This window comes from Caproiciproducens galactitolivorans (genome assembly GCF_026672255.1).
GTDB lineage: Bacteria > Bacillota > Clostridia > Oscillospirales > Acutalibacteraceae > Caproiciproducens > Caproiciproducens galactitolivorans_A.
On record NZ_JAPOHA010000010.1, the window covers coordinates 65,258 to 92,095 of the forward strand.

At 50.5% G+C, this 26,838-nt stretch carries 26 protein-coding genes and 3 tRNA genes; all 29 read left to right on the forward strand.

The window, feature by feature from the left end:
* Nucleotides 1–68: 68 nt before the first annotated feature.
* The 29 genes from OUY18_RS10580 to OUY18_RS10720 all read left to right on the forward strand — a co-directional run bounded on the left by OUY18_RS10580 (nucleotide 69) and on the right by OUY18_RS10720 (nucleotide 26,782).
* Nucleotides 69–842, forward strand: a complete 774-nt coding sequence (locus OUY18_RS10580) for an acyl-[acyl-carrier-protein] thioesterase (RefSeq protein ID WP_268058754.1) — start codon at nucleotides 69–71, stop codon at nucleotides 840–842.
* A gap of 120 nt (nucleotides 843–962) precedes the next feature.
* Nucleotides 963–2,438 (forward strand): IMP dehydrogenase, encoded by a 1,476-nt coding sequence (guaB, locus tag OUY18_RS10585; protein WP_268058755.1) that lies wholly within the window; start codon nucleotides 963–965, stop codon nucleotides 2,436–2,438.
* A 459-nt stretch (nucleotides 2,439–2,897) separates the two neighbouring features.
* Nucleotides 2,898–2,974, forward strand: a tRNA-Met gene (locus OUY18_RS10590).
* Nucleotides 2,975–2,979: 5 nt separating this feature from the next.
* Nucleotides 2,980–3,054: transfer RNA gene (locus tag OUY18_RS10595), tRNA-Glu, on the forward strand.
* Nucleotides 3,055–3,094: 40 nt separating this feature from the next.
* Nucleotides 3,095–3,171: transfer RNA gene (locus OUY18_RS10600), tRNA-Val, on the forward strand.
* Nucleotides 3,172–3,322: 151 nt separating this feature from the next.
* Complete coding sequence (locus OUY18_RS10605) at nucleotides 3,323–3,739, forward strand: DUF4318 domain-containing protein (protein ID WP_268058756.1); 417 nt, start codon at nucleotides 3,323–3,325, stop codon at nucleotides 3,737–3,739.
* Nucleotides 3,740–4,024: 285 nt separating this feature from the next.
* The gene (locus OUY18_RS10610) at nucleotides 4,025–4,483 is read left to right on the forward strand and encodes a nucleotidyltransferase domain-containing protein (protein ID WP_268058757.1); all 459 of its coding nucleotides are present in this window, start codon (nucleotides 4,025–4,027) and stop codon (nucleotides 4,481–4,483) included.
* A 262-nt stretch (nucleotides 4,484–4,745) separates the two neighbouring features.
* Nucleotides 4,746–5,741: an SIS domain-containing protein gene (locus OUY18_RS10615; RefSeq protein ID WP_268058758.1), complete on the forward strand. Its 996-nt coding sequence runs from the start codon at nucleotides 4,746–4,748 to the stop codon at nucleotides 5,739–5,741.
* 25 nt (nucleotides 5,742–5,766) lie between these two features.
* On the forward strand, nucleotides 5,767–6,504 hold the full coding sequence (locus OUY18_RS10620; RefSeq protein WP_268058759.1) for a GntR family transcriptional regulator: 738 nt from the start codon (nucleotides 5,767–5,769) through the stop codon (nucleotides 6,502–6,504).
* Between the two features lie 371 nt (nucleotides 6,505–6,875).
* Nucleotides 6,876–7,811 (forward strand): PfkB family carbohydrate kinase, encoded by a 936-nt coding sequence (locus OUY18_RS10625; RefSeq protein ID WP_268058760.1) that lies wholly within the window; start codon nucleotides 6,876–6,878, stop codon nucleotides 7,809–7,811.
* Nucleotides 7,812–7,855: 44 nt separating this feature from the next.
* A complete protein-coding gene (locus tag OUY18_RS10630) occupies nucleotides 7,856–9,208 on the forward strand; it encodes an ABC transporter substrate-binding protein (RefSeq protein ID WP_268058761.1) in 1,353 nt (450 codons plus the stop codon).
* A gap of 165 nt (nucleotides 9,209–9,373) precedes the next feature.
* Nucleotides 9,374–10,246, forward strand: a complete 873-nt coding sequence (locus OUY18_RS10635; protein WP_268058762.1) for a carbohydrate ABC transporter permease — start codon at nucleotides 9,374–9,376, stop codon at nucleotides 10,244–10,246.
* 16 nt (nucleotides 10,247–10,262) lie between these two features.
* Nucleotides 10,263–11,096 (forward strand): carbohydrate ABC transporter permease, encoded by an 834-nt coding sequence (locus OUY18_RS10640; protein WP_268058763.1) that lies wholly within the window; start codon nucleotides 10,263–10,265, stop codon nucleotides 11,094–11,096.
* The gene (locus tag OUY18_RS10645) at nucleotides 11,096–11,782 is read left to right on the forward strand and encodes an HAD family hydrolase (RefSeq protein WP_268058764.1); all 687 of its coding nucleotides are present in this window, start codon (nucleotides 11,096–11,098) and stop codon (nucleotides 11,780–11,782) included. Before OUY18_RS10640 ends, OUY18_RS10645 begins: the two co-directional genes overlap by 1 nt.
* 95 nt (nucleotides 11,783–11,877) lie before the next feature.
* On the forward strand, nucleotides 11,878–12,843 hold the full coding sequence (locus OUY18_RS10650; RefSeq protein ID WP_268058765.1) for an SIS domain-containing protein: 966 nt from the start codon (nucleotides 11,878–11,880) through the stop codon (nucleotides 12,841–12,843).
* Between the two features lie 151 nt (nucleotides 12,844–12,994).
* Entirely contained in the window at nucleotides 12,995–13,882 is an 888-nt protein-coding gene (locus tag OUY18_RS10655; RefSeq protein WP_268058766.1) for a YitT family protein, read from the forward strand.
* 232 nt (nucleotides 13,883–14,114) lie between these two features.
* Complete coding sequence (locus OUY18_RS10660) at nucleotides 14,115–14,276, forward strand: rubredoxin (protein WP_268058767.1); 162 nt, start codon at nucleotides 14,115–14,117, stop codon at nucleotides 14,274–14,276.
* 365 nt (nucleotides 14,277–14,641) lie between these two features.
* On the forward strand, nucleotides 14,642–15,613 hold the full coding sequence (locus OUY18_RS10665; protein WP_268058768.1) for a sugar-binding transcriptional regulator: 972 nt from the start codon (nucleotides 14,642–14,644) through the stop codon (nucleotides 15,611–15,613).
* A gap of 58 nt (nucleotides 15,614–15,671) precedes the next feature.
* Nucleotides 15,672–16,340 carry an L-fuculose-phosphate aldolase gene (locus OUY18_RS10670; protein ID WP_419196137.1) on the forward strand — a complete coding sequence of 223 codons (669 nt, stop codon included), beginning with the start codon at nucleotides 15,672–15,674 and terminating at the stop codon, nucleotides 16,338–16,340.
* A gap of 39 nt (nucleotides 16,341–16,379) precedes the next feature.
* Entirely contained in the window at nucleotides 16,380–17,405 is a 1,026-nt protein-coding gene (locus tag OUY18_RS10675) for a 2-hydroxyacid dehydrogenase (protein WP_268058769.1), read from the forward strand.
* Nucleotides 17,406–17,489: 84 nt separating this feature from the next.
* Complete coding sequence (locus tag OUY18_RS10680; RefSeq protein WP_268058770.1) at nucleotides 17,490–18,716, forward strand: ABC transporter substrate-binding protein; 1,227 nt, start codon at nucleotides 17,490–17,492, stop codon at nucleotides 18,714–18,716.
* 87 nt (nucleotides 18,717–18,803) lie between these two features.
* The gene (locus tag OUY18_RS10685; RefSeq protein ID WP_268058771.1) at nucleotides 18,804–19,676 is read left to right on the forward strand and encodes a branched-chain amino acid ABC transporter permease; all 873 of its coding nucleotides are present in this window, start codon (nucleotides 18,804–18,806) and stop codon (nucleotides 19,674–19,676) included.
* Nucleotides 19,677–19,691: 15 nt separating this feature from the next.
* Nucleotides 19,692–20,579, forward strand: coding sequence for a branched-chain amino acid ABC transporter permease (locus OUY18_RS10690; protein WP_268058772.1), 888 nt, complete (start codon nucleotides 19,692–19,694; stop codon nucleotides 20,577–20,579).
* 13 nt (nucleotides 20,580–20,592) lie between these two features.
* Nucleotides 20,593–21,351 (forward strand): ABC transporter ATP-binding protein, encoded by a 759-nt coding sequence (locus OUY18_RS10695; protein WP_419196138.1) that lies wholly within the window; start codon nucleotides 20,593–20,595, stop codon nucleotides 21,349–21,351.
* A 13-nt stretch (nucleotides 21,352–21,364) separates the two neighbouring features.
* Complete coding sequence (locus OUY18_RS10700) at nucleotides 21,365–22,063, forward strand: ABC transporter ATP-binding protein (protein WP_419196139.1); 699 nt, start codon at nucleotides 21,365–21,367, stop codon at nucleotides 22,061–22,063.
* Nucleotides 22,064–22,080: 17 nt separating this feature from the next.
* Nucleotides 22,081–23,052, forward strand: coding sequence for a sugar phosphate isomerase/epimerase family protein (locus tag OUY18_RS10705; protein WP_268058775.1), 972 nt, complete (start codon nucleotides 22,081–22,083; stop codon nucleotides 23,050–23,052).
* A 12-nt stretch (nucleotides 23,053–23,064) separates the two neighbouring features.
* Complete coding sequence (locus OUY18_RS10710) at nucleotides 23,065–24,111, forward strand: 2,3-butanediol dehydrogenase (RefSeq protein WP_268058776.1); 1,047 nt, start codon at nucleotides 23,065–23,067, stop codon at nucleotides 24,109–24,111.
* A gap of 21 nt (nucleotides 24,112–24,132) precedes the next feature.
* Complete coding sequence (locus OUY18_RS10715; protein ID WP_268058777.1) at nucleotides 24,133–25,320, forward strand: trans-sulfuration enzyme family protein; 1,188 nt, start codon at nucleotides 24,133–24,135, stop codon at nucleotides 25,318–25,320.
* Entirely contained in the window at nucleotides 25,313–26,782 is a 1,470-nt protein-coding gene (locus OUY18_RS10720; protein WP_268058778.1) for an FGGY-family carbohydrate kinase, read from the forward strand. Before OUY18_RS10715 ends, OUY18_RS10720 begins: the two co-directional genes overlap by 8 nt.
* The last annotated feature ends 56 nt before the right edge of the window (nucleotides 26,783–26,838 follow it).

The following is a 26,838-nucleotide window of genomic DNA, read 5'->3' on the forward strand; positions in this document are numbered from 1 at the left end:
AATGCAATGCCCCCCGCCGGAGGAAATGCCGCAGGGGGCGTCACTTTACATAAAAATGAGGTGTAATCATGGATAAAGCGGATTTGATCGGAGAATATTCCAGAAAGGTGCGCGTCGCGAGCTACCAGGTCGGGGCGCAGCGGCAGTTAAAGCTCAGCATGCTGCTGCGCATGTGTCAGGAAGTAAGCCAGCAGCATCTTGACCTGTTTGGTTTTAGCTATGAAAAAATGTATGAGGACAACATCGTGTTCCTGCTGATTACGAGCCGGATGAAAATCCGGCGGATGCCGCTGCACAATGAAGAAGTAACGGTGAAAACGCATCCGCGCGGGGTGTGCGGCGCGCAGTTTTACCGTGATTTTAAGGCTTACAGCGGGGACGAAGAGATCATTGACGTCATGCAGACTACCGTCGCGGCGGACCCGCAGACGCACAAAATCCTCCGGCCGAGAGTATTTCTGGATTACGTGGGCTTTCCCGGTACAAAAGTTTCCCCGGAGGAACGGATCGGGAAAGCGGAAATACCGGAAAACCTGCCCTTTGTGGGGGAAAGGCCGATCCGCTATTCCGATATCGATTTCAACTATCATCTGAACAACACCGTTTACGGCGATATTGTAACGGATTTCCTTCCGGGCGGAGCCGAGAACTGCCGCTACAGCGAGGTGCGGATCAATTACATCAATGAAAGCGCGCTGGGCGACGTTCTGAAGATTTACGCCGCGAAACAGGACGGGAAGGTGCGGATGAAAGGCATGAATGCGCGCGGCTGCGGATTCACCGCAACGGCAACGGTTCTGCCAATGGATGGAATGCCGGATTATTCGAAAAAATTCGGTTGAAATTGAATGCACGGAATGATATAATAACAAAATATATTAAAATAAGATAAGAAGAGAAAGCGGCGCGGAAAGCGGTTTGCGGCGGCGCAAAATTGTAACAGAATGTGACAGGAGGAAAACATGTTAAACACGAATTACTCGGAAAAATTTGCAAAGGAAGGCCTGACGTTTGACGATGTTCTGCTGATTCCGGCGGAATCCCACGTATTGCCCAAGGAGGTGGATTTAACCACCCGGCTTACGAAAACCATCAAGCTGAACACCCCGCTGATGACGGCTGCCATGGATACCGTTACGGAAAGCAACATGGCGATCGCCATTGCCCGTGAAGGCGGCATTGGAATTATTCACAAGAATATGTCCATTGAAATGCAGGCCGATATGGTCGACCGGGTAAAGCGTTCGGAAAACGGCGTGATCGTTGATCCGTTTTTCCTTTCTCCTCAGCATTACGTTCATGATGCCAATGAAATTATGGCAAGATACCGTATCTCCGGTGTACCGATCTGCGAAAACGGCAAGCTGGTGGGCATTATTACAAACCGCGATCTGCGCTTTATGACCGAAGAGGATTACGACCAGCCGATTTCCGCCGTTATGACCAAGGAAAACCTTGTTACGGCTCCGGTTGGGACAACCCTTGCACAGGCGCAGGAAATTCTGCGCAAGCACCGCATTGAAAAGCTCCCGATTGTCGACGACAAGGGCAACCTCAAGGGCTTAATCACCATTAAGGATATTGAAAAAGCGGTCCGCTATCCGAATTCCGCAAGAGACGCGGGCGGCCGCCTGCTCTGCGGCGCGGCGATCGGCGCCACGGGCGATGTTCTGGAACGCGTTGCCGAGCTGGTAAAGGCGCAGGTGGACGTGGTTGCGCTGGATTCCGCCCACGGCCACAATCAGGACGTCATAGAAGCCGTTAAACGCGTGAAAAAAGCGTTCCCGGACTTACAGCTCATTGCGGGAAATGTCGCCACAGGCGAAGCCACAAGAGCGCTTATTGAAGCGGGCGCGGACTGCGTAAAGGTCGGCATGGGGCCGGGCTCCATCTGTACCACCCGTATCGTCGCGGGTATCGGCGTTCCGCAGGTCACCGCCGTTTACGACGCTGCCTGTGTCGCCGCGAAATACGATATCCCGATTATCGCGGACGGCGGCATCAAATACTCCGGCGATATCGTGAAGGCGCTTGCCGCCGGCGCGAATGTCGTTATGGTCGGTTCGCTGGTCGCGGGCTGTGAGGAATCCCCCGGAGAGACCGAACTGTATCAGGGACGCCAGTTCAAGGTTTACCGCGGTATGGGCAGCCTTGCCGCGATGGGGCAGGGCAGCAGGGACCGTTACTTCCAGCAGGATCAGAAGAAGCTGGTTCCGGAAGGCGTGGAAGGCCGTCTGCCATATAAGGGGCCGCTCTCCGATACCATCTACCAGATGGTCGGCGGGATTCGTTCCGGCATGGGTTACACCGGCTGCAACAGCATTGAGGAGCTGCATGAGAAGGCACAGTTTGTCCGCATTACGGGCCCCGGCCTGAAAGAAAGCCATCCGCACGACATTCAGATTACCAAGGAAGCACCGAACTACTCAATCCAGTAAGTAGAATTCAATATAAATTATACAGAGGGGATTCATTCCGGAAAGAATTTAGGAAACGCGTTGTCCTGACGGGCTTTCCGGAATACCCCTTCCCAGTTCCTTCCTTATGGGCGGAATCGCATCAGGCAGAGCCGCGGGTGTCCTTACGCAAGGCCGGAGAATATTCCGGGAAACCGGCGCACGGTGCGTCTGCCCGTAATTGGAATTGGAAATGATACGGTTCAGAAATCTGTGTTACGCTTGCGCAAAAGAAGCGGACGAGCAGTTCACCTCATGCGGAATAATTGCGCCGGACGCGGCGGCCCGCCGAAGGTTCGCGCCTGTTTTGCCCGGGAAATTCCAAATGCGCGAGGAAATATTTTGAATTTAAGATATTTTGCAAAAATATGTTGACAAAACACCATTGCATAGGTTATAATATAAAACGCTCCGCTTTTGAAATTTCAAAGCGGTATATATGGCGGCATAGCTCAGTTGGCTAGAGCATTCGGTTCATACCCGGAGTGTCATTGGTTCAAATCCAATTGCCGCTACCATATAAGGCCCGGTGGTCAAGCGGTTAAGACACCGCCCTTTCACGGCGGTTTCACGAGTTCGAATCTCGTCCGGGTCACCAAAAGCAATGTACCCTCGAAGTTCGGGGGTATATTTCATATGGACGCATAGCTCAGCCGGTTAGAGCGCTCGCCTCACACGCGAGAGGTCATGGGTTCGAGTCCCCTTGTGTCCACCAATGAGAAAAAGCACCCGTTGGGTGCTCTTTTCTATTTGAGGATATTAAGCTGTTTCGAAAACTGGGAATATCCATCAGTGATATTTCGCAAATGCAGCGTAAGGAACGATCCGTACAGGATTGTATGCAAAAATATTCGAAGATAGCCAGCATGAAAATTGATGAATTAAAAGTACAGAAAAAGCTTTTTGAAAAGATCGCGCAGGAGGCATCCGATGCGGACTTTGCTGTGGAAGAATATCTGGATTGTCTGGAAACGGAAGAACAGAACGGGGCAAAATTCTTTAATATTGCATTTGACTTTATAATAAAAGCAAAAAATTATTTGGGGAAAGGGATGGAAGATTTGATGAAAAAAAGATTCGATATTGAACTGGACGAGACTCTAACGTATCCAACCACTCAAAAGATTTGCAGTGTTATTGCAGAATTTTGTACCCAAACCCAGCAGGAATTTAAGTTTGTAAACAAGGAACGTCCGGTCACTTTTTCTTTGGCAGGTGATCTGTATCGTGCAGAAGTCAGGATGGCTCGGGGAGGATATATTTTATATTGCATAGAAATATAATTGAATTGTTTTTATTTGGTAATATCAGTATGATGAGAACCCCCGTGCAGGCTGGAAGAACCGGAACGGAAAACGAAAGAACGGGAAACCGGAGAGAATCGCGGAACGCGGGCTGAGCGAACCCAACACCCCAGTCCCCCTGTGTCCACGGGCGGGCCGCCGCCGGCAAGACGCGCACTTCACTTTTGTGGAGTGCGCTTTCTTTATGCAGAAAAACATGGTATCATTAGAAGAAAACCGATGGAACGCATTCGGATAATCAGAAATTTGACGGAGGCGAGAGCTTTGGCGGAAATAAGTAAGAAATTAACGGTTCTGTCGCAAATTGCAAAGGAGCTGAACCGCCGACAAATTACATGGGCAATCGGGGCGTCTCTGCTTCTCTACCTCAAAGGCATGGTACAGGAATTCCATGATATTGATATTATGGTTGCGGAGGCAGATGCGGAAAAAGCAAAAAAGGTTCTTTTGTCCTTTGGAAAGCTGCTGCCCGCGGGCCCGAAGGGACAGTATAAGACAAAATACTTTTGGGAGTTTGATGTGGATGGCGTTGATATCGATATGATGGCGGGTTTTACCATCGTACACGATGGGATGGATTTCTATTTTCCGCTTGAAAAAGAGCAAATCAACGATTATACAGAAATCAACGGAGCAGTAATCCCTTTGCAATCCCTTGACGAGTGGCGTATTTATTATAAACTGATGGGCAGAACCGATAAAATTGCTATCATGGATCGCTGAATTTCAATTTTTTACCCGGCCAATACCGAACAGGAAAAATAGATCATTTATCCACTATTGCCAAATGAAAACAGCACCCGACCGGGTGCTGTTTTCATTTGGCGGTATCCGTAGCACGGGAACCGGGGAGCAATTCACGCTCCTCACAATACTTTATTGTATTCCTACAAAATTCAGCTTTTTTGCTCTGAAATTCCTATTGAAAGCGATAGAATGTTATGCTATACTATATTACAACAATATAACATTATAGGAGGGCAATATGTTAAATTTTGATGAAGCGAAAGTGCTACAGGACCAAAAAAACGGAATCGGGCTGATTCCGCAGGCTGAGGCCATCGTTGACCGGATCTGCCAAAGAGGATATTCCAACATCTTCTACATCGGAATCGGCGGAACCGTGCTGTACGCCGGGCAGATGATGCATATCGTAAAACAGCTTGGGGCCACGGTGCCGTTTTACCTTGAGAACGCCGCCGATTTCTGCCTGGAAGGGAATCCTTTCCTGAACAAAGATTCCGTAGTGGTGATCGAGTCCGTTTCCGGAGATACAAAAGAAGTTGTAGAGGCGATGAAAAAAGTTCATCAAATCGGGGCGGAAATTATTGGATATATTGAAAAAAAGGGTAGTCCATTGTATGATATATGTGATAATATTATTAATACAACCGGAGCCGCGTATTACTTTTGGTACACGGTAACACTTCGTTTCCTCAAAAACGCCGGGCAGTTCGACGCATATGACAAATTTTTCTCCGAGATTGTCAATCTGCCGGAAAATGTCGTTCGGATTTACAAGGATGCGGATGAAGATGCAAAGGCCTATGCCGAAAAATACTGCGACGAACCGCTTACATACCTTGTCGGTTCCGGAAATCTTGAAGACTGGGCAACCTGCCACGGTATGTGTATTATGGAGGAAATGCAGTGGATGCGCACAAGGCCGGTATCGGCGGCGAATTTCTTCCACGGAACGCTGGAAGTAATCGAAAGGGATACTCCGGTTATTCTGATCAAGGGCGAAGATAAGACCCGCCCCGAAATGGACCGCGTTGAGAATTTCGTGAACAGGATCAGCGCGAAGGTGATTGTATTTGACACAAAGAAATTCAAATTAAACGGAATCAGGGATGAGTTCCGGTGGATTCTGGCGCCGATCGTGATGCGCTCCGCATTCCAGAGGGTAAACGTGCATCTGGAATATTGCAGAAGGCATCCGCTCGAAATCAGAAGATACTACCGGAGACTGGACTACTGATTTCCGAAAAGAAGCAGGAGAGAGTATGGAGGAGCTTATAAGAGAGAAAGGGACACCGCTTTATCTGCAGTTGGCAGACGAATTGAGAAAGCAGATTGAAGAAGGAAAACTGAAGGAGAATGAGAAGATTCTTACGGAAAAGGAACTGAGCGAGACGTATAACGTCAGCCGGATTACCGTACGGAAGGCGCTGGAAATTCTTACAGATGAAGATCTGCTTACCAGAAAGCAGGGAGTGGGTACGTTCGTGACCGGCAAGAAGCTGGTCAGAAACCTGAATATGCTTATGAGTTTCTCCCAAAACTGCATTCAGAACGGTGAGAAACCGGGGACAAAATTTCTGTCCGCGGATATCGTTAACGCGATGCCCAGCGATGTGAAATTTCTGCACATCCAGAAAGGCGAAAAAATCATACGTATCCGCCGGCTGCGTTACTGCAACGACGTCCCGGTCATGCTGGAGGAAAACCATTTTCCGCGAAGGTTTGCCTTTCTCCTTTCGGAGGACTTGAATCAGCCGCTGTTCAGTACGCTTGCAGCCCACGATGTTATCCTGAAAACGGGAACGAAAAAAATAGGCATCTGCTATGCGACAAAGGAAGAGGCGCAGGAACTGGGCGTAAAGGAAAACGAAGCCCTTCTTTATATGTGGGACACCTGTGCCGATGCCGACGGGGCCCCTGTCTATTACGGCAAAAATATTATTAACGCCGACCGCTACACCTATATCCTGCAGCTGAATGTGGATGAGGATGGAAAATAATTAAAAACAGAGCCAATTTCGTTATGAATCCGGTATGGATTATCCACCAGCACGTTTTCCGGGCTGACGCCGTTCTGCGTTTTCACCCGGAGGATATCACCATGTTGTAAAAAGTGCAGGAAAAAAATCACAACCCGGCAATAAAAACATTCAAGGAGCAGCTTCGGCTGCTCCTTTTTGTGTTGAACAATGATACAAGTGCATGCATACAATACTTTTCCTGTTTTGCAGGATTTTTCACCCAAAAGCCAATAAGTCAACAAATTTCTTCGGGAAAGTTGAAAAATTATTGACAGATTATCATATATATGATATAACAATATCAAGACAAATTATGATAATGTTATAATATGTTATAAGGAAGTTTAAAAATGATCAAAACGTTAGGAATCGGAGATAACGTCTGCGATAAATATCTGCATATTTCCACGATTTATCCGGGCGGCAATGCCCTGAACGTGGCGGTATTCAGCGGAATGCTCGGCGCGCGGGCCGCGTACCTCGGAACCTTTGGGGATGATCCGGTCGGAAAGCATGTGTATGAAGCCGCGGCGAAAATCGGCCTGGACCTTTCCCACTGCCGCTTTGAGCACGGAGACAACGGCTGCGCCCGCGTTCAATTGGTAAACGGGGACCGCGTGTTTCTCACCGGCAACAGGGGCGGTGTCTCCAGAGAGAAGCCTCCGGTGCTGACAGGGATGGACGAGGACTATATCAGCGGCTTTGATCTGGTTCATACGAGCGTATACAGTTTTCTGGAGCCCCAGCTGCCGGTCATACGCAGGGCGGCAGGGTTTGTATCCATGGATTTTTCCAATCGAACGGATGAAGGCTATTTCCGTGAATGCTGCCCCTATATCGACTGCGCGGAAATTTCCTGCGGCGATCAGGGTGAAACCGAAATCCGGGCGGCAATGGAAAAAATCATGGATTACGGATGCAGGCATATCGTCCTTGCGACACGGGGTTCAAAAGGCGCGTTCGTTTTGGTTGACGGTCATTTCTATGAACAGTCCCCCTTCCTGGTAAAGGCCAGGGACACCATGGGCGCCGGGGACGCCTTTATCGCGTGCTTCCTGACAAATTACATTGACGGAATCAGGGATTCCGCTGATTTCGGCCCGGATTCCGGAAACAAAGGAATCACGGCCGCTGCGGAATATAAGGATTGTCTGATACGCTTAAGCCTTTACAGGGCCGCGGTTTTTTCTTCCGCTCAGTGTCAGCGGGACGGTTCTTTCGGGTACGGAAAACAAGTCGAACGAACGGAAGAAGATGAAAAGGTCATGAGAAAGGAAAGCGTGTAAGAATACAGGAATCTTCAAGGAAGAATCTGAAAGGAGAAGCAAGTATGAAAAAAGGAATACTGAAAAGAGCAGTCGGATTTACCATGGCCTGTGTTATGGCAATTTCCTTTGTGGGGTGCGGCGGAAATGCAGAATCCGGAACCGCATCGGCCGGCGGAGGTTCGGCGGCAAGCACGGCTGCGGGAGGGCAAAAGGTGATTAAGTTCTTCCACCGTTTCCCGGACGAGCCCTACAACAGTTTCATTGAGGGCAAGCTGCACGAGTATGAAAAGTCCCATCCGGATATCAAGTTCGATATCATGAGCGCGCAGAATCAGGACTACAAGGAAAAGATCAAGGTCGTCGTGGGCGGCGATGATACGCCGGATATCTTCTTCAGCTGGGCGGGCGATTTCACGGAGAGGTTTATTCGTGAGAACCTGATTCTGGATCTGACGCCTTATATGGATAAAGATCCGGAGTGGAAGAATTCCCTGCTTGCAAACCAGATGAGCCTCTATACGAATAAGGACGGCATGATATACGGCATTCCGTTCCGTCTTGACTGCAAGCAATTCTACTACAATACAGAGCTCTTTCAGAAGAACGGGATCGAAGTTCCGAAGACGTTCGACGATCTGCTCGCCGCCTGCGCGAAGTTAAAAGCGGCCGGAGTAACGCCGATCGCATACGGCAATTCGGAGCCTTGGGCGGGCCTCCACTACATAGGAACCTTGAACCAGATTTTCGTTCCGGACGATGTCAGGGCGAAAGACTATGAACCCACCACCGGTGAATTCACGGACCCCGGATATGCCCAGGCCATGCAGTATTATCAGAAGCTCCTTCCGTACATGACGGAGAATCCGGACGGTGTAAAGCCGGATATGGCAAGATCCATGTTTGCCGGAGGACAGGCGGCGATCTACTACGGCGAGCTGATTGAGATTCCGTATATCAAGGCCGACGGCCCCGATCTGAAATTCGGCATGTTCAAATTCCCGCAGGTTGCCGGCGCGAAAGGCAATCAGGAGATTCTGACCGGCGCCCCCGAAGGATTCGTTATCTCTTCGAAGACCAAGTATCCGCAGGAGTGCGTGGATTTCCTGAAGTGGTTCCTCGGAAAAGACGTGGGTACCGAACAGTGCCAGAAGATCGGCTGGTTCAACGCGGCGAAGGATACAACGAAGGGGCTTACGGACCAGTCTCTGATCGACGGTTATAAGGTTGTAAGCGAAGCAACGCAAATGAGTGCGTGGCTCGACAACGCGCTGTATTCCACCGTATGCAAGGAGTATCTGGAGGAAGTGTCCAACCTCACGAACGGTTCCGTTTCGCCGCAGGAGGCGATGAAGAAGATCCAGGGGAAGGCGAAAGAAGCGCAGACGCTGGTGAAAACAGGAAAATCAAGCCAGTAAGCACAGGCTTCTGATGTACCGTCTCGGGAACGCTCCCGTGCTCCCGGCGTGAAGTATGTGTCGTTAAAATAGAACTTTCCACAGCGAATCCCCTGAAATATAAAGCAACTGCGGGCAGGCTTTCAAGAGGAGACCTGCCCGTATTTCAAAAAGCAGGTGAAGGATTTGAAAACAAGAAAATACGTTCCGTATCTCTACATGCTTCCCGGGCTCCTTATGGTTCTGTCTTTTGTCTATATCCCGGTTTTCATGAACATAGGATACAGCTTTTTCCGGCTTTCCTCCTATTCCGCGGGGGCGGCCTTTGTCGGTCTGGATAATTACCGGAGATTTTTTACAGACGAAGCCTTTCCCGTCATGCTCAAGAATAACGGGCTGTACTGTATTATTTCCCTGATCGTACAGGTAGGGTTCGGAACGATTCTGGCGCTGATTATCGAAAGCACCTCGATTGCGAAAAAAATAAAAGGGATGTACCGCAATATCTATTTTATGCCGTCGCTGATCTCGCTGGTGGCGGTAGGATTAATGTTTACGTTCATTTATGATCCGAATGTCGGGTTTTTGAATGCGCTGCTGAAAGCAATGCACCTGCCCGGCAAAGCATGGCTGGGCGATTCCAACATTGCGATCTACTGTATCATTGCCATGAGCCAGTGGCAGTTTACGGGGTATATTGCGCTGCTGATGTGCGTGGCTTTTCAGAATGTTCCGGAGGAATATTCCGAAGCGGCCGCGATCGACGGGGCGGGCCCGGTAAAAAGGGCGGTCAGCATCCTGATTCCCCAGGCCAAGGAACAGCTTCTGGTATGTTCCATTATTACGGTGATCGGTGCGTTTAAGCTATACACGGAAGTTTACTCCACAACGGGCGGCGGACCCGGGAACAGCACCCAGGTTCTCGGCTTGTTCCTGTATCAGCAGGCTTTCCTGCACGACGACCTCGGAATGGCTGCCGTTACCGGCGTATTCATCTTTGTGATTACCGTTGCGCTTTCCGTGTTGCAGTTGAAAGTAACAAATTCAGGAAAGGATTGAAGGAGGCAAAAGAAGTATGAAAACAATGAACGGGCATAAAACATCGAAAGTTCTCCTCAATCTGCTGTGCATCCTCCTGTGCATCGTAATTTTAGCGCCTCTTGTTTGGATTATTCTGAATTCTTTAAAGACCAATCCGGAGCTTTTCAAAAATTCCCTTTCCCTGCCGAAGGCATGGAGGTTCGACAACTATGCCAAAGCATGGAAGCTTGGCCTGTACCGATATTTCGGAAACTCGGTTCTGGTCAGTACGGTCTCGCTCTGCGCAATCCTTATTCTGTCTTCGTTTCTTGCTTACGGGCTTACAAGGTTCAAAGCCAAAGGGGCCGGAATCATCTTCGTGATCGTACTCGGGGGAATGGCGCTTTCCGAACAGGTGGCGCTGGTGCCCCTGTATAAAATGCTGAAATCATTGGGAATTTACGATACCTATCTCGCGGTGATTCTGCCTTATATTGCATTCCGGATTCCGTTCACCGTGTTTCTGATGCGCTCTTATTTCCTGTCGATTCCGGTGGAACTGGAAGAGGCGGCAATTGTGGACGGGTATAACAGCTTCCAGATATTCCGGAAGATCATCGTTCCGATCAGCAAACCGATCTTCGCGTCCTGTGCAATTGTGAACCTGAACTTCGTTTGGAATGAGTTCCTTTTTGCGAACGTATTCCTGAACAATAAGGCGATACAGACGATTCCGATCGGCCTTATGACCTTTAAAGGAGACCTGAGAACCGACTATACAACAACGCTGGCCGGCCTGATTATTGCGTCGCTGCCGTTAATTATCCTGTTCTTCTGCATGTCGAAGCAGTTTGTGCGCGGGCTTACCGCCGGGGCGGTGAAAGGCTGATGATGATTAAAGCGGTAATTTTTGATATGGACGGCGTGATCGTGGATACGGAGCCGGTGAATCAACAGCGTATTTTTCAGTATATCAGGCAGTACAATTCCTCGGTAAAAGAGGAAGATTTGAATGATATTGTGGGAAGAGGCTCGAAAGAGATTTGGGATATTCTTGCGAGGGTTTCCGGCTCCGGAAAGGACGCCGAAGAACTGAAGGAAGAATTCCGCTTTCACTGGATTCCGCGCCACTGCGGCAAAATTGACTATACGGCGCTCTTCCGGCCGGCGGTTCAGGAGGTGCTTTCCTATGCCCGTGCGAACGGCATCCGCACGGCCGTGGCGTCTTCAACGGAATATGAAAAGGTGAAAGCCATTCTTACGGAAGTGGGCGTTTTTGACAGCATGGACGCCGTGATCAGCGGAGAAGACTGCGGCAGACCGAAGCCGTATCCGGACGTGTACCTTGAAACGGCAAAAAGGCTGGGCGTATCCCCAAAAGAATGTCTGGTCATTGAAGATTCCACGGTTGGAATCGAGGCGGCGCACCGGGCGGGCACCATTGTAGCGGCGCTGATCGATAACCGGTTTCCGTTTGACCGCGGCAGGGCGGACGTTGAGCTTGCCTCGGTTGCGGATGCAATTTTGCTTATCGATCAGGAACGGAAAAAGGAAAAAATGCGCAGTTCTATTTGACATGTATTCTATATTGTACTATAATGGTTATAACATAATAATACATTATGTTATCCGCCGGAAGGGCAGATCAAAAAATACGGAGAGGGATAAAAATGGAAGTAAAAAAAATTGTTTCAGAAATTAAAAAAGAAGTTCCGGGCATTAAGTCCGTGTATTACGTGGGCTGCGGCGCATCGAAGGCGGAGCTTTACCCCGGAAAGTACTTTCTTGAGGAAAACGCAAAGTCTCTTCGTGTCGGCCATTTTACGGCCAATGAATTTGTACACGCAACACCGGTCGCCGTGGACAGTACCGCGATTGTCATTACCTGTTCCCTCGGCGGGAACACGCCGGAAACCGTGGCCGCGTCCAAACTGGCGATGGAAAAAGGCGCGAAGGTCATAGCGGTTACGCACAAGGCGGATTCCCCCCTTGCAGGGAATGCGGACTATGTCATCGTGCACGGTTTTGAGAAAAACTATGCGGCGAAGCTGGAAAAGATGGTCAATGTTCTCGACCTCTCCGTGGAGATTTTAAATCAGTATGAGGGATACGAGCATTACGAGGATATGCAGACGGCTTTCGGCAGGATCTATGACATGATTGAAAACGCGGTTTCCTTTGTTGTTCCCGCTGCAAAGAAGTTTGCCCAGGATTACAAGGACGCCCCGTTCGTCTATGTGATGAGTTCGGGCGCGACACAATGCGTGGCCTATACGTTCTCGTTGTGCCTGATGATGGAGATGCAGTGGATCAACTCCGGCAGCTTCCATGACGGAGAATTTTTCCATGGCCCGTTCGAAATTGTGGATAAAGATGTTCCGTTCATCCTGCTGATGAACGAAGGCCGCACACGCGCCCTGGACGCGCGCGCAATGGATTTCCTGCATCGTTTTCAGGCGAAGGCAACCATCGTGGACGGAAAAGATTACGGGATCGATTCTCTTCCGTCGGCTGTGGCGGAGTATTTCAATCCGATGATCCTGAGCGCCGTGATGAGAGTCTATGCGGAACAGATCGCGATTGCCCGCAGCCATCCGCTGACCATGAGAAGATATATGTGGAAATTGGAATATTAATGAAAGAGTGAAAATTTGCCGCAAGGTAGAAACCGGATACCGCAAATATTGGCCTTGTTTGTAAAATCCTTTGTTTCGGCTGAAACTCATTCCAAAAATTCGCCGTATTTTCTTTTACAGACAAGGCTTCGAAAAGGCTGATAAAAATGATATGAAAGAAGCAGAGGGCAGAAACGAATGGCTGCATATGCTGTATGTCCTGATCGGCGTGGCCCTGTTTTCCGTCGCTTACCGGTGTTTTCTGATTCCCGCGGGGCTTTACTGCGGGGGATTTACCGGGGTCGCGCAGATTATCAAATGGGTGATCGCCGACGCATGCGGCATTTCCGTCCCCACCAATATTGATATCGTGGGTATCATCGCCTGGCTGATGAACATCCCGCTGATCTTCATGGGCTTGAAAATCGTGGGACGCAAATTCATTATTCGCACGATTATCGCCGTGTGCGTTCAGTCCTTCCTGATGACGGTGCTTCCGTCCCCGCCGAAGCCTCTGTTTTCAGACGCTTTGCTGAACTGCCTGATCGGCGGAGCCATTGCCGGCTATGGGGTGGGTTTATCGCTCCGGGAAGGAGGTTCCGGCGGCGGAACGGATATCGTCGGAATGATCTGCTCGAAAAAGTATCCGGGCTTCAGCGTCGGCAGGATCGGTCTCTTTATCAACACCGGTGTCTATCTCTTCGCGGCAGTGAAGTTCGACCTCGAGACCGCCGCTTATTCGCTTGTGTTTTCCTTTGTCGCCACTGTCGTCCTGGATAAGGTGCATGCTCAAAACATCAAGCTTACGGTGTTCATTATCTCCAGAAATCCGGAGCTCGGCAAAAAGCTGACGGATTTTACGGGCAGGGGAGTGACCAGCTGGAACGGCTGGGGCGAATTTACTCAGAATGAACAGCTTGTTCATATGACCGTCATCAACAAATATGAATGGCAGTTTCTAAAAAGATTCCTTCTTCAGGAGGACCCGAAGGCTTTCGCCTTCGTCGTTTTGCCGACCATGATCCTCGGCAATTTTGAAAGGCGGCTTGAAGTGCGGTAGGAAGCGGAAACAGATCGCGCGGATGCTTTTCATCCCCTGCCCGGCAAAAACCGCCCGTATGCAAAGCTCGGTATGAAAGGTAGTATAAAGCGATTGTCTTGCCCATTTCAGTGGAATTTCTGCTGCTGAAATTGCAATACGGGATATTCTGCTCCAAAAATTGTTGACATGTACCATAAAATGAGTAAACTGTAAATAAGTTATCATTTCAAAAAGAAAGGTGTCGACAAACATGAAGAAATATGAATGTACCGTATGCGGCTATATCTACGAGGAAGAAAAAGGCTGCCCCGATCAGGGGATTGCACCCGGAACCAAATGGGAAGACGTGCCCGATGATTTTACCTGCCCGGAATGCGGCGCCGGTAAGGACATGTTTGAACCTGTGCAGTAAAACATTCGTTTTATCCGCGCAGCAGCGGTAAACCGCAGAATTGGAAACAGTTTCCAAAACATGAACAGTGGAAACACCATTATTTTTTTGAGAGCCGTTTGGGGTAATCCCAAACGGCTCTTTGTTTGCAAGAAGCCCCACGGCTTTGCCGTGGGGCTTCAATTATCTATTAAGTAATAATACACAATAAAATGGTTTTTTCTGAGAACCATTTTGTGTGACATATGTCATTTTACAGGATATTAAAAAATTTTTTGTATAAATTGCTATTTTTGATCTTGACTTCTTCAAAGAGGTAATATATAATACACTCAACACAGAGGACATATGTAAATTAAAATTACATTTGTAAGGAGGACCGGAACATGAATTCTCAATATGATGCGGATGACCACAAACTGGAAATTGCATATTGGTATTATAAGCTCAATATGACGCAGGCGGAAATTGCCAAGCGGCTCAATTTTACCAGACAAAGAGTGAACCAGATTATCGGTAATCTGATTGACGACGGGATTGTGGAAATTAAAATTAACGGATTACGTGAAAATAATGTCGAAATGGAAAGTGCGTTTGAAAAGTATTTTAAGCTCGGCAGAGTATTTATTTTTGACGTGGACGATGCGGAAAACCAGTTGGATCTTTTCGGCCAGAAAGCCGCCAACGCTTTTACGCAGCTTCTGAGTGACAACAGTATCATCGGCGTGTCCTGGGGAATCACTTTGGGCGCCGCCGTCATGAAGATGCAGCAGAGAAATCTCAGCAACTGCAAGATCGTTCAGATGGTAGGCGGGCTGAATTCCGACACGGAATTGGCAAAGCCGGATGAAATCGCCCGTACGCTGGCAAAAAAGCTTTCCTGCGATTATCACCTGCTCTACGGCCCCGCTGTGGTCGACGACCCGCAGGCGAGGGAAGTCCTTATGCAGGACAAAGTGTTTGCGGAAACGTTTGACCTGATCAATCGCTGCGATCTGGCAATCCTCGGTGTCGGCGAACTGAGCAAGTCGTCAACCATTTACCAGCAGGGCTTCCTTTCGAAGGAACGGCTGGAAAAGCTGGTTGCACAAGGCTATGTCGGCGATATGGCCATGCAGCCCTTTAAAAAAGACGGCACATGGGAAACAGAGAACCATGTTATCGGCGTAAGCCTTGAAACACTCCGGCATATTCCCCGCGTGGCGGCGGTAGCCTGCGGCGTAAACAAGGCAAAAGCGGTTTTAGGCGCGATCAACACGGGGTGCCTGGACGTACTGATCATCGATAAAGCAATTGCCCAATCCATTTCACAGGAATTGTCGTTGGATATCGACGAATTAAACAAAAAAAGCAACTAGATGTTCCGACGATTTATTAAAATCAATTATCTAATTTTACTTCAAGAAAGGCGGAAAAATGATGCTTTTACAGGAAATCCGGGAAGAAATTGTCCAATATGGGCAAAAGGCAATTGAAGCAAGGCTCACAAAAGGAACGGGGGGGAATCTGAGCATCTGTGACAGGGAGTCCGGACTGATGGCCATTACGCCGAGCGGGATTGATTATTTTAAAATGACCCCGGAAATGATCGTGCTGATCGATGTGCAGACCGGAAAGATCGTGGACGGCAACGAGGTCCCTTCCAGCGAATGCGATATGCACCGTATTTTTTATAAATACCGTACGGATATCGACGCCATCATCCATACGCATACGACTTTTGCAGCTACGATTTCCTGTTTGAACTGGCCGCTGCCGGCGCTCCATTATCTGGTTGCCTTTGCGGGGGTTGACGTTCGCTGTGCAAAATATGCTACGTACGGAACCGTCGCCCTTGCGAAGAATGCTTTCGAAGCCATGAAAGACAGAAAAGCGGTTCTTTTGGCCAACCACGGTTTGGTGGCGGGCGGCGCGAATCTGGCGGAAGCGTTTGCCGTTACGGAAGAGATTGAGTTCTGCTGCGAACTTTACTACCGGACAAAATGCATTGGGGAACCGGTTATCCTTCCGAATGACGAAATGGAACGCATGCTGGAGCGCTTCAAAAATTACGGAAAAAGAATCGAAGAGCACGAGACAATCTGAGCCGTGGAAAATGCAATCGAGAGGAAGAATATGTGGGCAATGAAAACGTTATTAACTGCCGAGGTGAGTGAAGACCATATTGCGGAGCTGAAGAAACTTCTTGATATTCAGTATGAGGGCTGGTACAAGAGCAAAAGAATTCTTACTGAAGACGAGATGGCCGAGCTGATAAAGGGAAAGGAAATATTAATTACCAGCTATGACCCGGTAACAAAGAAGGTAATGGACGCCTCTCCGGAGCTGAAGCTGATTGTATGTACCAGGGCGAATCCCGTAAACGTCGATACGGAATATGCAAGGCAAAAGGGAATCAAAGTGAGTTATTCTCCCGGAAGAAACTCAACCTGTACGGCGGAGTTTACGGTAGCGCTGATGCTTTCCATTATGCGGAAAATACCGATTGCATATTGTGCCCTGCACAGCGGAAAGCACGTTTCGGAAAACAGGCATGAAAACGTTATAAAAGACGGGCTGCGTTCCGACGTTACCTGGGCCTTAAACAGTGATTCACCCTATGTGCTGTATAAAGGCCGTCAATTGTGCGGGCGCACGCTGGGGGTTGTGGGCTACGGCAGCATAGGCCGCTCCGTGGCAAAACTTTGCAGAGGCTTTGGGATGAACGTCCTCGTTTACGATCCGTTCGTAAACCCGGATACGCTGGAAGAAAATACGGCTTCCGTCAGCTTTGACACGCTGCTCAAAGAATCCGATGTGATTACGGTGCACTGCAAGGATACGCCGGAAACCAGAAAAATCATCAATGCGGAAGCATTCGGCAAAATGAAAAAGACCGCGTACTTTATCAATACTTCAAGGGGAGCGCTTGTGGACGAAAAAGCGCTGATCGATGTTCTGCTTAACCATAAGATTGCGGGAGCGGCGGTGGATGTGTTCGAAAGCGAACCGATTGCAAAGGACCATCCGTTCCTTACCAAGTGCGACAATGTCGTGATCACTCCGCACCTGGCCGGCGCAACGTACGACGCAATCGTCAATCACACCATCGCCTTGGTGAAGGATGTTAAGCATTTCTTGGATGGGGAGCCCCTTGAATATGAATATTAGCTATTGGCGTTTTTTCAAGGGAGAAGCGCTTTTAGAAATACGTTAAGTAAATAGTACTTAATCAAAAAAACAGGAGGAAGTTGTATGTTCAAGAAAGTTCTCAGCGCAGTATTGGCACTATCCCTAATGGCAGGCGTAACAGGCTGTTCCGGTGGAGCCGCGAATTCAACGGCATCTACGGCAGCCCCGGCCTCGGCATCCGCAGCATCCGCCGGAAGCAACGGCGCGGCACCTTCCGGAGACCCGATTAAAATCGGTTATGTCAGCGCGCTGTCCGGCGATACCGCCCTCTGGGGCCAGGCCGGGTTAAACGGAATGAAGCTTGCGGTGGAAGACCTTAACGCAAAGGGCGGACTTCTGGGAAGACCGGTACAGGTCGTAGGCTTTGACGGACAGGGGCAGCCTTTGGACTCCGTTAACGCACTGAACAAGCTGATCGATCAGGAAAAAGTTGTTGCCGTCGTAGGAACAAACTTCTCCAGCTGCAACATTGCCATGGCGCCGGTTGCAGACACCAAAAAGATTCCGCTGATCGCAACTGCGGCTTCCAGCCCGCAGGTTACGGTGGACCAGAGCGGCAAGCTCCATCTGTATTCCTTCCGTATCGGCTTTACCGATCCGTTCCAGGGCAAAGTGGTGGCTTCCTATGTTATCAACAAGCTGAAGTTTAAGAAGGCTGCCGTTATTACCGATATCGGCGATAACTATTCCACAGGCGTTACCGGCTATATCACAAAGGAATTTACCGATGAAGGCGGCACCATCGTTGCGAAAGAAGAAGCAAGATCCGGCGACAACGATTTCCGCGCGCAGCTTTCCAAGATCAAGAGCGCAAACCCGGATGTTCTGTTTATTCCCTGGGTTTATAAGGATGTTGCTTTAATTACAAAACAGGCGAAGGACCTCGGCATTACGTGCCAGTTTATCGGTACCGACGGCTGGGATTCACAGGACCTTCCGAAGCTGGCGGGCGCCGCGATCGACGGCGGTTATTTCTGCTCACGCCCCGGATTCAACAGCCCGGAAGCAAAAGCGTTTGCGGAACGCTATAAGAAGGCTTACAACATTACCCCGGAAGCAGAGTGCCTGTTCGGTTATGACGGCGTAATGTGGCTCGCCCAGGTTATTAAAGAGCAAAATTCCGCCGAATCCGATAAGATCCGCGACGGACTTGAGAAAACAACCGATTTTAAAGGCTTCCTCGGTTCCATGTCCGTTGACCCTGCAACCCACAACCCAACCCGTGATGCGGCTATTTTCCAGGTTAAGAACAATACGGTCAATTTTGTTGAAATGTACTCCGTCAAATAAAATATAATCCGGCTGCAGGAAACCATGAAATCGCCGGATGCTGCGGGCATTTCATGGTTCCCCTGCACTTTTGGAAGGTGGTTGCAGATGTTTTTACAGCAATTGATTAATGGGATTTCCGTAGGCGGAATTTACGCGCTGATTGCAACAGGCTACGCGTTGATTTACAGCCTGCTTGGGTTTTCAAACTGGGCTCATGGTGAAGTTGCCATGTTCGGCGCGTATATCGCGCTGACTTTGGTGACGCGGTTAAGCTCTCCTTTCCTCGGCGCACTGGCTTTCGGCATCCTCGCGGCCGGTGTGGCCAGCGTTTTAAATGAAAAAATTGCTTATAAACATATTCGGGACAAAGGGTCCCCGACAATGTTCCTCATGATCGCGGCCATGGGAATTTCCACTACCTATCAGAATGGCGCCATGGTTGTTTTCGGCCCGAAATTTCAGATGTTCCCTTCGATGTTCGATGTTACCACCATTCAGCTGGGCAGCGTCAGCATCGGTATTCTGGATGTTATTTCCCTGATTACCTCGGCAATTGCGCTGATCCTTCTGGAACTGCTTGTCAATAAGTCAAAGGTGGGCCTCGGAATCCGGACGGTTGCGTCGAACTCCTATACGGCAAGCCTGATGGGAATCAACATCAACCGGTATTTTTCCCTTGTATTCCTGATTGCGGGTTTACTCGCAGGCAGCGCCGGCGTTTTGCTCGGGCTGAAGTACAGCGTTTATCCCACGATGGGCAACGTTGGCCTCAAAGCGTTCATCGCTTCCGTGCTCGGCGGTTTGGGGAGCGTGCGCGGTGCAATTATCGGCGCCATTATTATCGGCGTTTTGGAAACCTTTGTATCCGGGTATTTGAATTCAGGTTTACGCGACCTGTTCACATTTGGTCTTTTAATTTTGATCTTGCTTATTAAACCGTCCGGCCTCATGGGAGTGGACGTTGAAGATAAGGCGTAAGGAGGAAGAAAGCGGATGTCTGGTTATTGGCAGGAAATTTTTGTTTTAGTCGGAATCAACTTTATCGTTGTTCTGGGCGTTTCTATTTTAACAGGCTTTACGAAGCTTTTTTCTTTCGGCAACGCGGGGTTCATGTCGATCGGCGCGTATACCTCGGCGATTTTAACAACAAGGTTCAACGTCCCGTTCCTCTTGGCCGTTCTGGCCGGCGCGATCCTTGCCGGTTTGGTGGGGTACGGCCTCGGTTCGCTGACTTTAGGCTTAAAGGGCGACTATTTCCTGATTACCACCCTGGGTTTCGGCGAATGCGTCCGGGTGCTGTTCGAGTATATTCAGCCGGTAACGGGCGGCGCAGGGGGACTGAGCGGGATTACGCATTATACGGACTTCACGATCGTGGCAATCAGCGTGGTTGTGGCCTTTATTTTCGCATGGACGCTCATCCATTCCAAGTATGGGCGAAATTTAACGGCAATCCGGGAACAGGAAGTTGCCGCGGATGCCGTTGGCATCAACACCTTTAAAAATAAGCTTCTGGCTTTCGTCGTCAGCGCTGTGTATGCAGGATGGGCCGGCGGTTTATACGCGCACCATCTGACGTATCTTGAACCGAAAATCTTTAACCTTGCAAAGTCGGCCGAGTTGACCATTACAACGGTTATCGGCGGTCTTGGCAGCCTGACCGGCTCGTTCCTCGGAACCTGCGTGGTTACCCTGCTTCCGGAGGTTTTCCGCGACCTGTCCACCTACAGAATGCTGCTTTACGGTATTGCCGTTGTTGTCATCATAACGGTGAAGCCGAGCGGGCTTTACGGCTACAAGGAGTTCTCCATTACAAAAATTATCCGCTGGTTTAAGAACCTGAGCAAAAGGACAAGCGGAACGGTGGAGAAAGGGGCGTAACAGAGTGGATACTATTTTGCAGATCAACGGCCTGAATAAGAATTTCGGCGGCGTTAAGGCAATCGATTCGTTTAACCTTCAACTGGAAAAAGGCAAGATTCATGGACTGATCGGACCGAACGGCGCGGGCAAAACGACCATTTTCAATACCATTACGGGGATTTATAAGCCGGACGCCGGAGAAATCCGGTTTAAGGGCAAAGACGTCACCGGCCTGAAACCGTTCCAGGTTGCCCAGCTTGGAGTGGGAAGAACATTCCAGAACATTCGCCTGTTCGCAACCCTTAACGTAATGGAGAATGTTTTGATCGCAAGCAATTTGGATATTACCTATAATATGCTGGATTCTTTTCTAAGGCTTCCCAAGTATAAAAAAGAAGAAAAAGCCCTGCGTGAAAAGGCAATGGAATTATTAAAGATCGTCGGCTTGCAGGACTTGGTGGACGCGCAGGCGAATTCGCTGCCCTACGGCCATCAGCGCAAGCTGGAGATCGCAAGGGCGGTTGCGCTGAATCCGTCGCTGCTGCTGCTGGATGAGCCGGCCGCCGGCATGAACAAGGAAGAGTCGGTTGAGCTGGTGGAATTCATAAAAGAGATTAAGGAGCGCTTTGATTTAACCGTATTGATGATTGAACACCATATGGACGTTGTAGCCGGACTGTGCGACCACGTTACCGTGCTCAACTTCGGGAAAACGATTGCCTCCGGCAGGCTGGACGAAGTGAAAAACAACAAGATGGTTGTTGAAGCGTACCTCGGGGAGGAGAAATAGTATGGGGCAGAGTTTGCTGAAGGTGGACAATTTGTCCGCCGCATATGGCGGAATCAAAGCGTTAAACAATGTGTCCATTGAAATTGAAGAAGGCAAAATCGTTTCGGTGCTGGGTTCAAACGGCGCGGGCAAAACGACGCTGCTCAAATGCATCTGCGCAGCGATGAAGCCGACGGGCGGTACCATTTCCTTCCGGGGAAAGCCCCTGCCGAACAAGCCGCACGAGGTGGTAAAGGCCGGCCTTACCCATGCGCCGGAAGGCAGGCAGATCCTGGCGAATATGACGGTTATGGATAACCTTATGGTAGGCGCTTACCTGCGGAACGACAAAGCGGAAGTGAAAAAGGATCTGGAATATGCGTTCACCCTGTTTCCCCGCCTGAAAGAGCGGCAGAAGCAGTACGGCGGGCACCTGAGCGGCGGCGAGCAGCAAATGCTGGCAATCTGCCGCGCGCTGATGGCGAAGCCCAGCCTCGTTATGCTGGACGAACCTTCGCTGGGTCTGGCGCCGATTATTGTCAGCCAGATCTTTGATATCATCAAGGAACTGAAAAAGAACGGAACATCGATTCTTCTGGTAGAGCAGAATGCGTATAAAGCGCTTTCGATCAGCGACAGCGCGTATGTTATGTCCGTAGGAAGCATTGTCAAACAGGGCAGCGCGGAGGAATTGCTGGCGGATAAATCCCTTACCGAAGCGTATTTGGGCTAAATAAAAGGAGAATAAAAATGAATAAAATTAGCGTTGGCGTTTGGACTTACGGCGCGTGCAGCGACCGTTACGTAAGCGATGGATATAAAAACAGGCTGCCGCTGACCGAAAGGCTGGAGCACCTTGGCAAAATCGATGGTGTAAAAGGCATTGAGATTACCTATCCCTGCGACATCAATGAGGAAAATTATTCGCAGTATGCGCCCCTGCTTAAAAAATACGGCCTTGAAATTTCCTCCATGGGCGTGGAGCTTGTGTGCGACAAGCAGTGGAAAACCGGCTCCTTTACTTCGCCGATTCAGGAGGTTCGGGAGAATACCGTCGCGCTGGTGAAAAAAGCGATGGATTTTGCCGAACAGATCGGCACGGAGGTGGTGAGCCTTTGGCTGGGACAGGACGGCTACGACTATTTTATGCAGTCGGACTACCGGCAGCAGTGGAAGTATCTGATCGACGGCCTGCGCGAATGCGCAAAGCACAATCCGAAAATCAAGCTGGGTCTGGAATATAAAACGACCGAACCCCGGCTGAAATGCATGGTCAGCACCGGCGGGCTGTCGCTTGCGATCGCCCAGTGCACCGGGATGGACAACGTGGGGGTTACCATGGATATCGGGCACGCCCTTTTCGCGGGCGAAAACCTTGCGGAAACCGCAACCATCCTGCTGGCGCAGAACCGTCTTTTCCATCTGCATGTCAATGACAACTACCGCATTGCCGACGACGACATGCCGATTGGCAGCGTGCATTTCCTGCATTTTATCGAATTCTTCTACTGGCTCAGGAAGATGGGCTACGAGGGCTGGTATTCGCTCGATATGTACCCCTACCGGGACGATCCGGACGCGGCGGTAAAGGCTTCCGTCGAGTTCATCCGGGGGGCCGAGCAGTTTGTGGAGAAGAAACTGGCCGGCTATTCGTTTGAAGAAATGCAGAAGAAAGCCCCGTCCGACATTTTAAGCAATTTATTTCAGAAGATATTCGAATAGGAGGATTTTTCAATGAAGGCAGCTGTATGGCATGGTTATAAAGATGTTCGAATCGAAGAAGTCGAACAGCCAGAAGTGAAACCCGGCTGCGTTAAGATTAAAGTGGACTACGCGGGGATTTGCGGCACGGACAGGCACGAATATGTCGGCCCGAACTTTATTCCGACCCAAAAGCCGCACCGCCTTACCGGCCGGATGGCCCCGCTGACCATCGGCCACGAGTTTTCCGGTGTGATTGCGGAATTGGGCGAGGGCGTAACCGGCTATAAAGTCGGGGACCGCGTTACCGCGAACGGCACGCTTTGCTGCGGGAAATGCCCCGCGTGCAAGTCCGGGCACTACAATATCTGCGAAAAGCTCGGCTTTGTGGGCGTGGGCGACGACGGTACTTTTGCGGAGTATGTTACCTTCCAGGCCGAGCGCCTGTTCCATATCCCGGAAAATGTTACGCAGCGGCAGGCCCTTCTGGCGGAGCCGCTGGCCTGCGGAATCCACGCCACCCGTTTGGTTGGCGACGTTGCCGGAAAGTATGTTGTGGTCATCGGCCCCGGGATCATCGGGCTGGCCTGTTTCTTCGCCGCCAAACTTGCGGGCGCGGAAAAGGTTCTGGTCGCCGGAATCGGGAATGAACGCGAGGAACTGGTCCGGCGCTGCGGCGGGGAATATCTTGATACCGGCAAAAAGCCGCTGGAAGAGTATATCAGTGAAAGCGGCCGGATGGCCGATGTGGTGTATGAATGCGTCGGCATTCAGCCCACGCTGAACAATGCGCTGCATATCGTTTGCCCGGCCGGAAAAATTATGATCATGGGCGTTTTTGAAAAACCGCCGGTGCTCGATATGAACCTGCTTCAGGAAGGCGAGCGCATGCTCCTGACCTCACAGGCGCATACGGATGAAATCGGCGCGGCACTCGATTATATTTCCCAGGGAAAAATTAACGCCGAAGAGCTGATTACGCGCGAAGTAACGTTGGATACGCTGGTGGAGGACGGCTTTGAAGAGCTTCTGAGAAATCCGTCCAAACACATTAAGATAGCGATCAGGATAGGAATGTAAAAAAATAATGGAGGCAGTGAAATGGAAGAAATGAATATGGGATTTGCTACGAAGGCAGTGCATGCGGGACAGCACGGCGACCCGGTCACCGGGGCGATGGTTTCTCCAATGTTTTTGACAAGTACGTTTGTATGGACTCCTGAAAAAATGGAGCGCTATCAGAATGGAGATAAAGCGGGTATCTTTACCTACGGACGCTCGCGCAATCCTACCCAGAACGACATTCAGGATAAGATCAAAACGCTGTACGGCGCGCCGGCCTGCCTGGTAACTTCCTCCGGCATGGCGGCAATTTCGCTCGCCATCCTCAGCTTTGTGCATCCGGGCGATCATATTATCAGCGGCAAGACCATTTACGGCGGTACGTTCGGCCTTTTTTCCCATATTTTCGAGGAGATGAAGATCGACGTTACCTTCCTTCAGGATCTGTCCGAAGAAAGCCTGAACAATGCGCTGCGTCCGAATACGAAGCTGATCTATTCCGAAAGCGTTTACAACCCGACTTTGGAAATCTGCGAGGTTGACCGTATTGCGCAGTGGGCAAAGTCCAAGGGCATCGTATCGATGATCGATAACACCTTCCTTAGCCCGTACCTCTTCAACCCGTTCGAGCACGGCATTGACGTGGTTGTGGAAAGCGCAACCAAGTACATCAACGGCCACGGCGACGTGATTGCCGGCCATATCTGCGGACAGGCCGACTTTATTGAACGGATACGCAGCTCGATCTATCAGGAAATCGGCTCCGTGCCCAGCCCGTTCAGCTGCTGGCTGATGCTCCGCGGCCTCAAGACCCTCCATCTGCGTATGAAGGCCCAGTGCGAAAACGCGATGGAAGTCGCCAAATGGCTGGAGAAAAGCCCGCTTGTTGAAAAGGTAATCTACCCCGGACTTGCCTCGCATCCGCAGCATGCGCTGGCGACGGAGCTTTACGGCAAAAGAGGCTACGGCGCAATGATTTCCTTTGTCGTAAAAGGCGGCCTTGAGGGCGGCCAGAAATTCATGAATCATATAAAACTTGCAAAATACGCTGTTAGCCTCGGAGATTTGGATACAATGGCTGAACAGCCGGCCACCCAAACTCACGGCAAAATGTCCCGGGAAGAAAGGATGCTCATGGGCATTGACGACGGGATGATCCGCCTGTCCATCGGCGTTGAAGACGTAAGGGACATTATCGCGGACGTTGAACAGGCACTCAATGCCTGACGACAGGCTTTTCCTCGCTGTGGACGCGGGTACTACGATGATCAAGGCTGTGCTTACCCGCGCCGACGGCAGCTTTATTGACTCGGCGGGAAAGAATGTGCAGATATTGATGCCGCATCCCGGCTGGTGCGAAATGGACATGAACGCCGTATGGGATTCCGTCTGTGAAGTCATCGCGCGCCTGAAAAACAACAACGGCGGAATCTGGAAGAATATCTGCGCGGCGGGAATCTGCGCGCAGGGCGACGGGATGTGGCCGGTAGGGCGCGACGGCAGGCCCGTTCGCAACGCCGTTCTGTGGAACGACATCCGGGCGGGCGGCTTTGTCGATTACGACAGCCTGAGCAAAGAATGCGTTGATTTGGGAACTTCCCCGCTCTTTCCGGGCGCCGCTCCCGTCATCCTTTGCTGGCTTAAAAAACAGGAACCGGAGAACTACGCCCGGATTGCCGCCGTGCTTCACTGCAAGGACTGGCTGAATTACCGGCTGACCGGCCGAATCGTTACGGAGCAGACGGACGCTTCCACGTCGTTATTGAATGTTTATACAAAGCAGTACGAATTTTCCCTGCTGGATAAGCTGGGAATCGGGGAATGCCGCGGCTGTTTCCCGCCGGTTGAAAGCTCGGCTGAAATCATAGGGTGTGTAAAGGAAGAAGCGGCAAAACAGACGGGAATACCGGCGGGAACCCCGGTGATTGCCGGTTCCATCGATGTGCTTGCCGCGGCAGCCGGCTGCGGGATTACCGAACCGCTGCAAAAGGGAAGTATTGTAGGGACAACGCTCTGCAACTACGTGGTGCTCGACGAAGCGCAGGCAAAGGCGCAGGCCGGGCAGATCGGGAGCGTGCTGTGCCATACGGAGCCGGGCCGGTACATCCGGCTGATGGCGGCTTTATCCGGTGCCTCCGCAATGGACTGGGCACGGCGCGAAATTTTTTGCGGCGAACCGTATCCCCGGCTTGAAGAACAGATTTCAAAAATCCCCATCGGCAGCGAAGGCGTGCTGTTCCACCCGTATTTGTACGGCGAACGGGCGCCCTTCCGGAATGCGGACGCCAGCGGCGGATTTTTCGGCCTCCGCGCATGTCATACGAAATATCATATGGCGAGGGCTGTTTTTGAAGGCGTTGCGCTTTCCCTTTACGACTGTTATCAGAGCCTGCCTGCGGGGCAAAACGGATTTGTTGTAGCGGGCGGGGCTGCGAAGAGCGACCTGGTCTGCCGGATGATGTGTGACTGCATGGGCGAAAAAACCGTACGTTACAGGGAAAAGGAGCTTGGTATCTTAGGCGTTGTAAGCTTGCTGCAAACAGCGACCGGATGCGAAAAGCATGGCCGTGAAGAAGAGAAGGATCTCTTCATCCCGGATATGGAAAAGCATCAGGAATACCGGAAGCTGTACGAAAGGTTCTGCGCGGCAAAGGAAGCGATAGCGCCTCAGTGGGGAAAGGGTAAATAACCATTTTCAGAATGAAAAACCTCGTGAATGTTTACCCGCGGTTTCACAATCGCGGG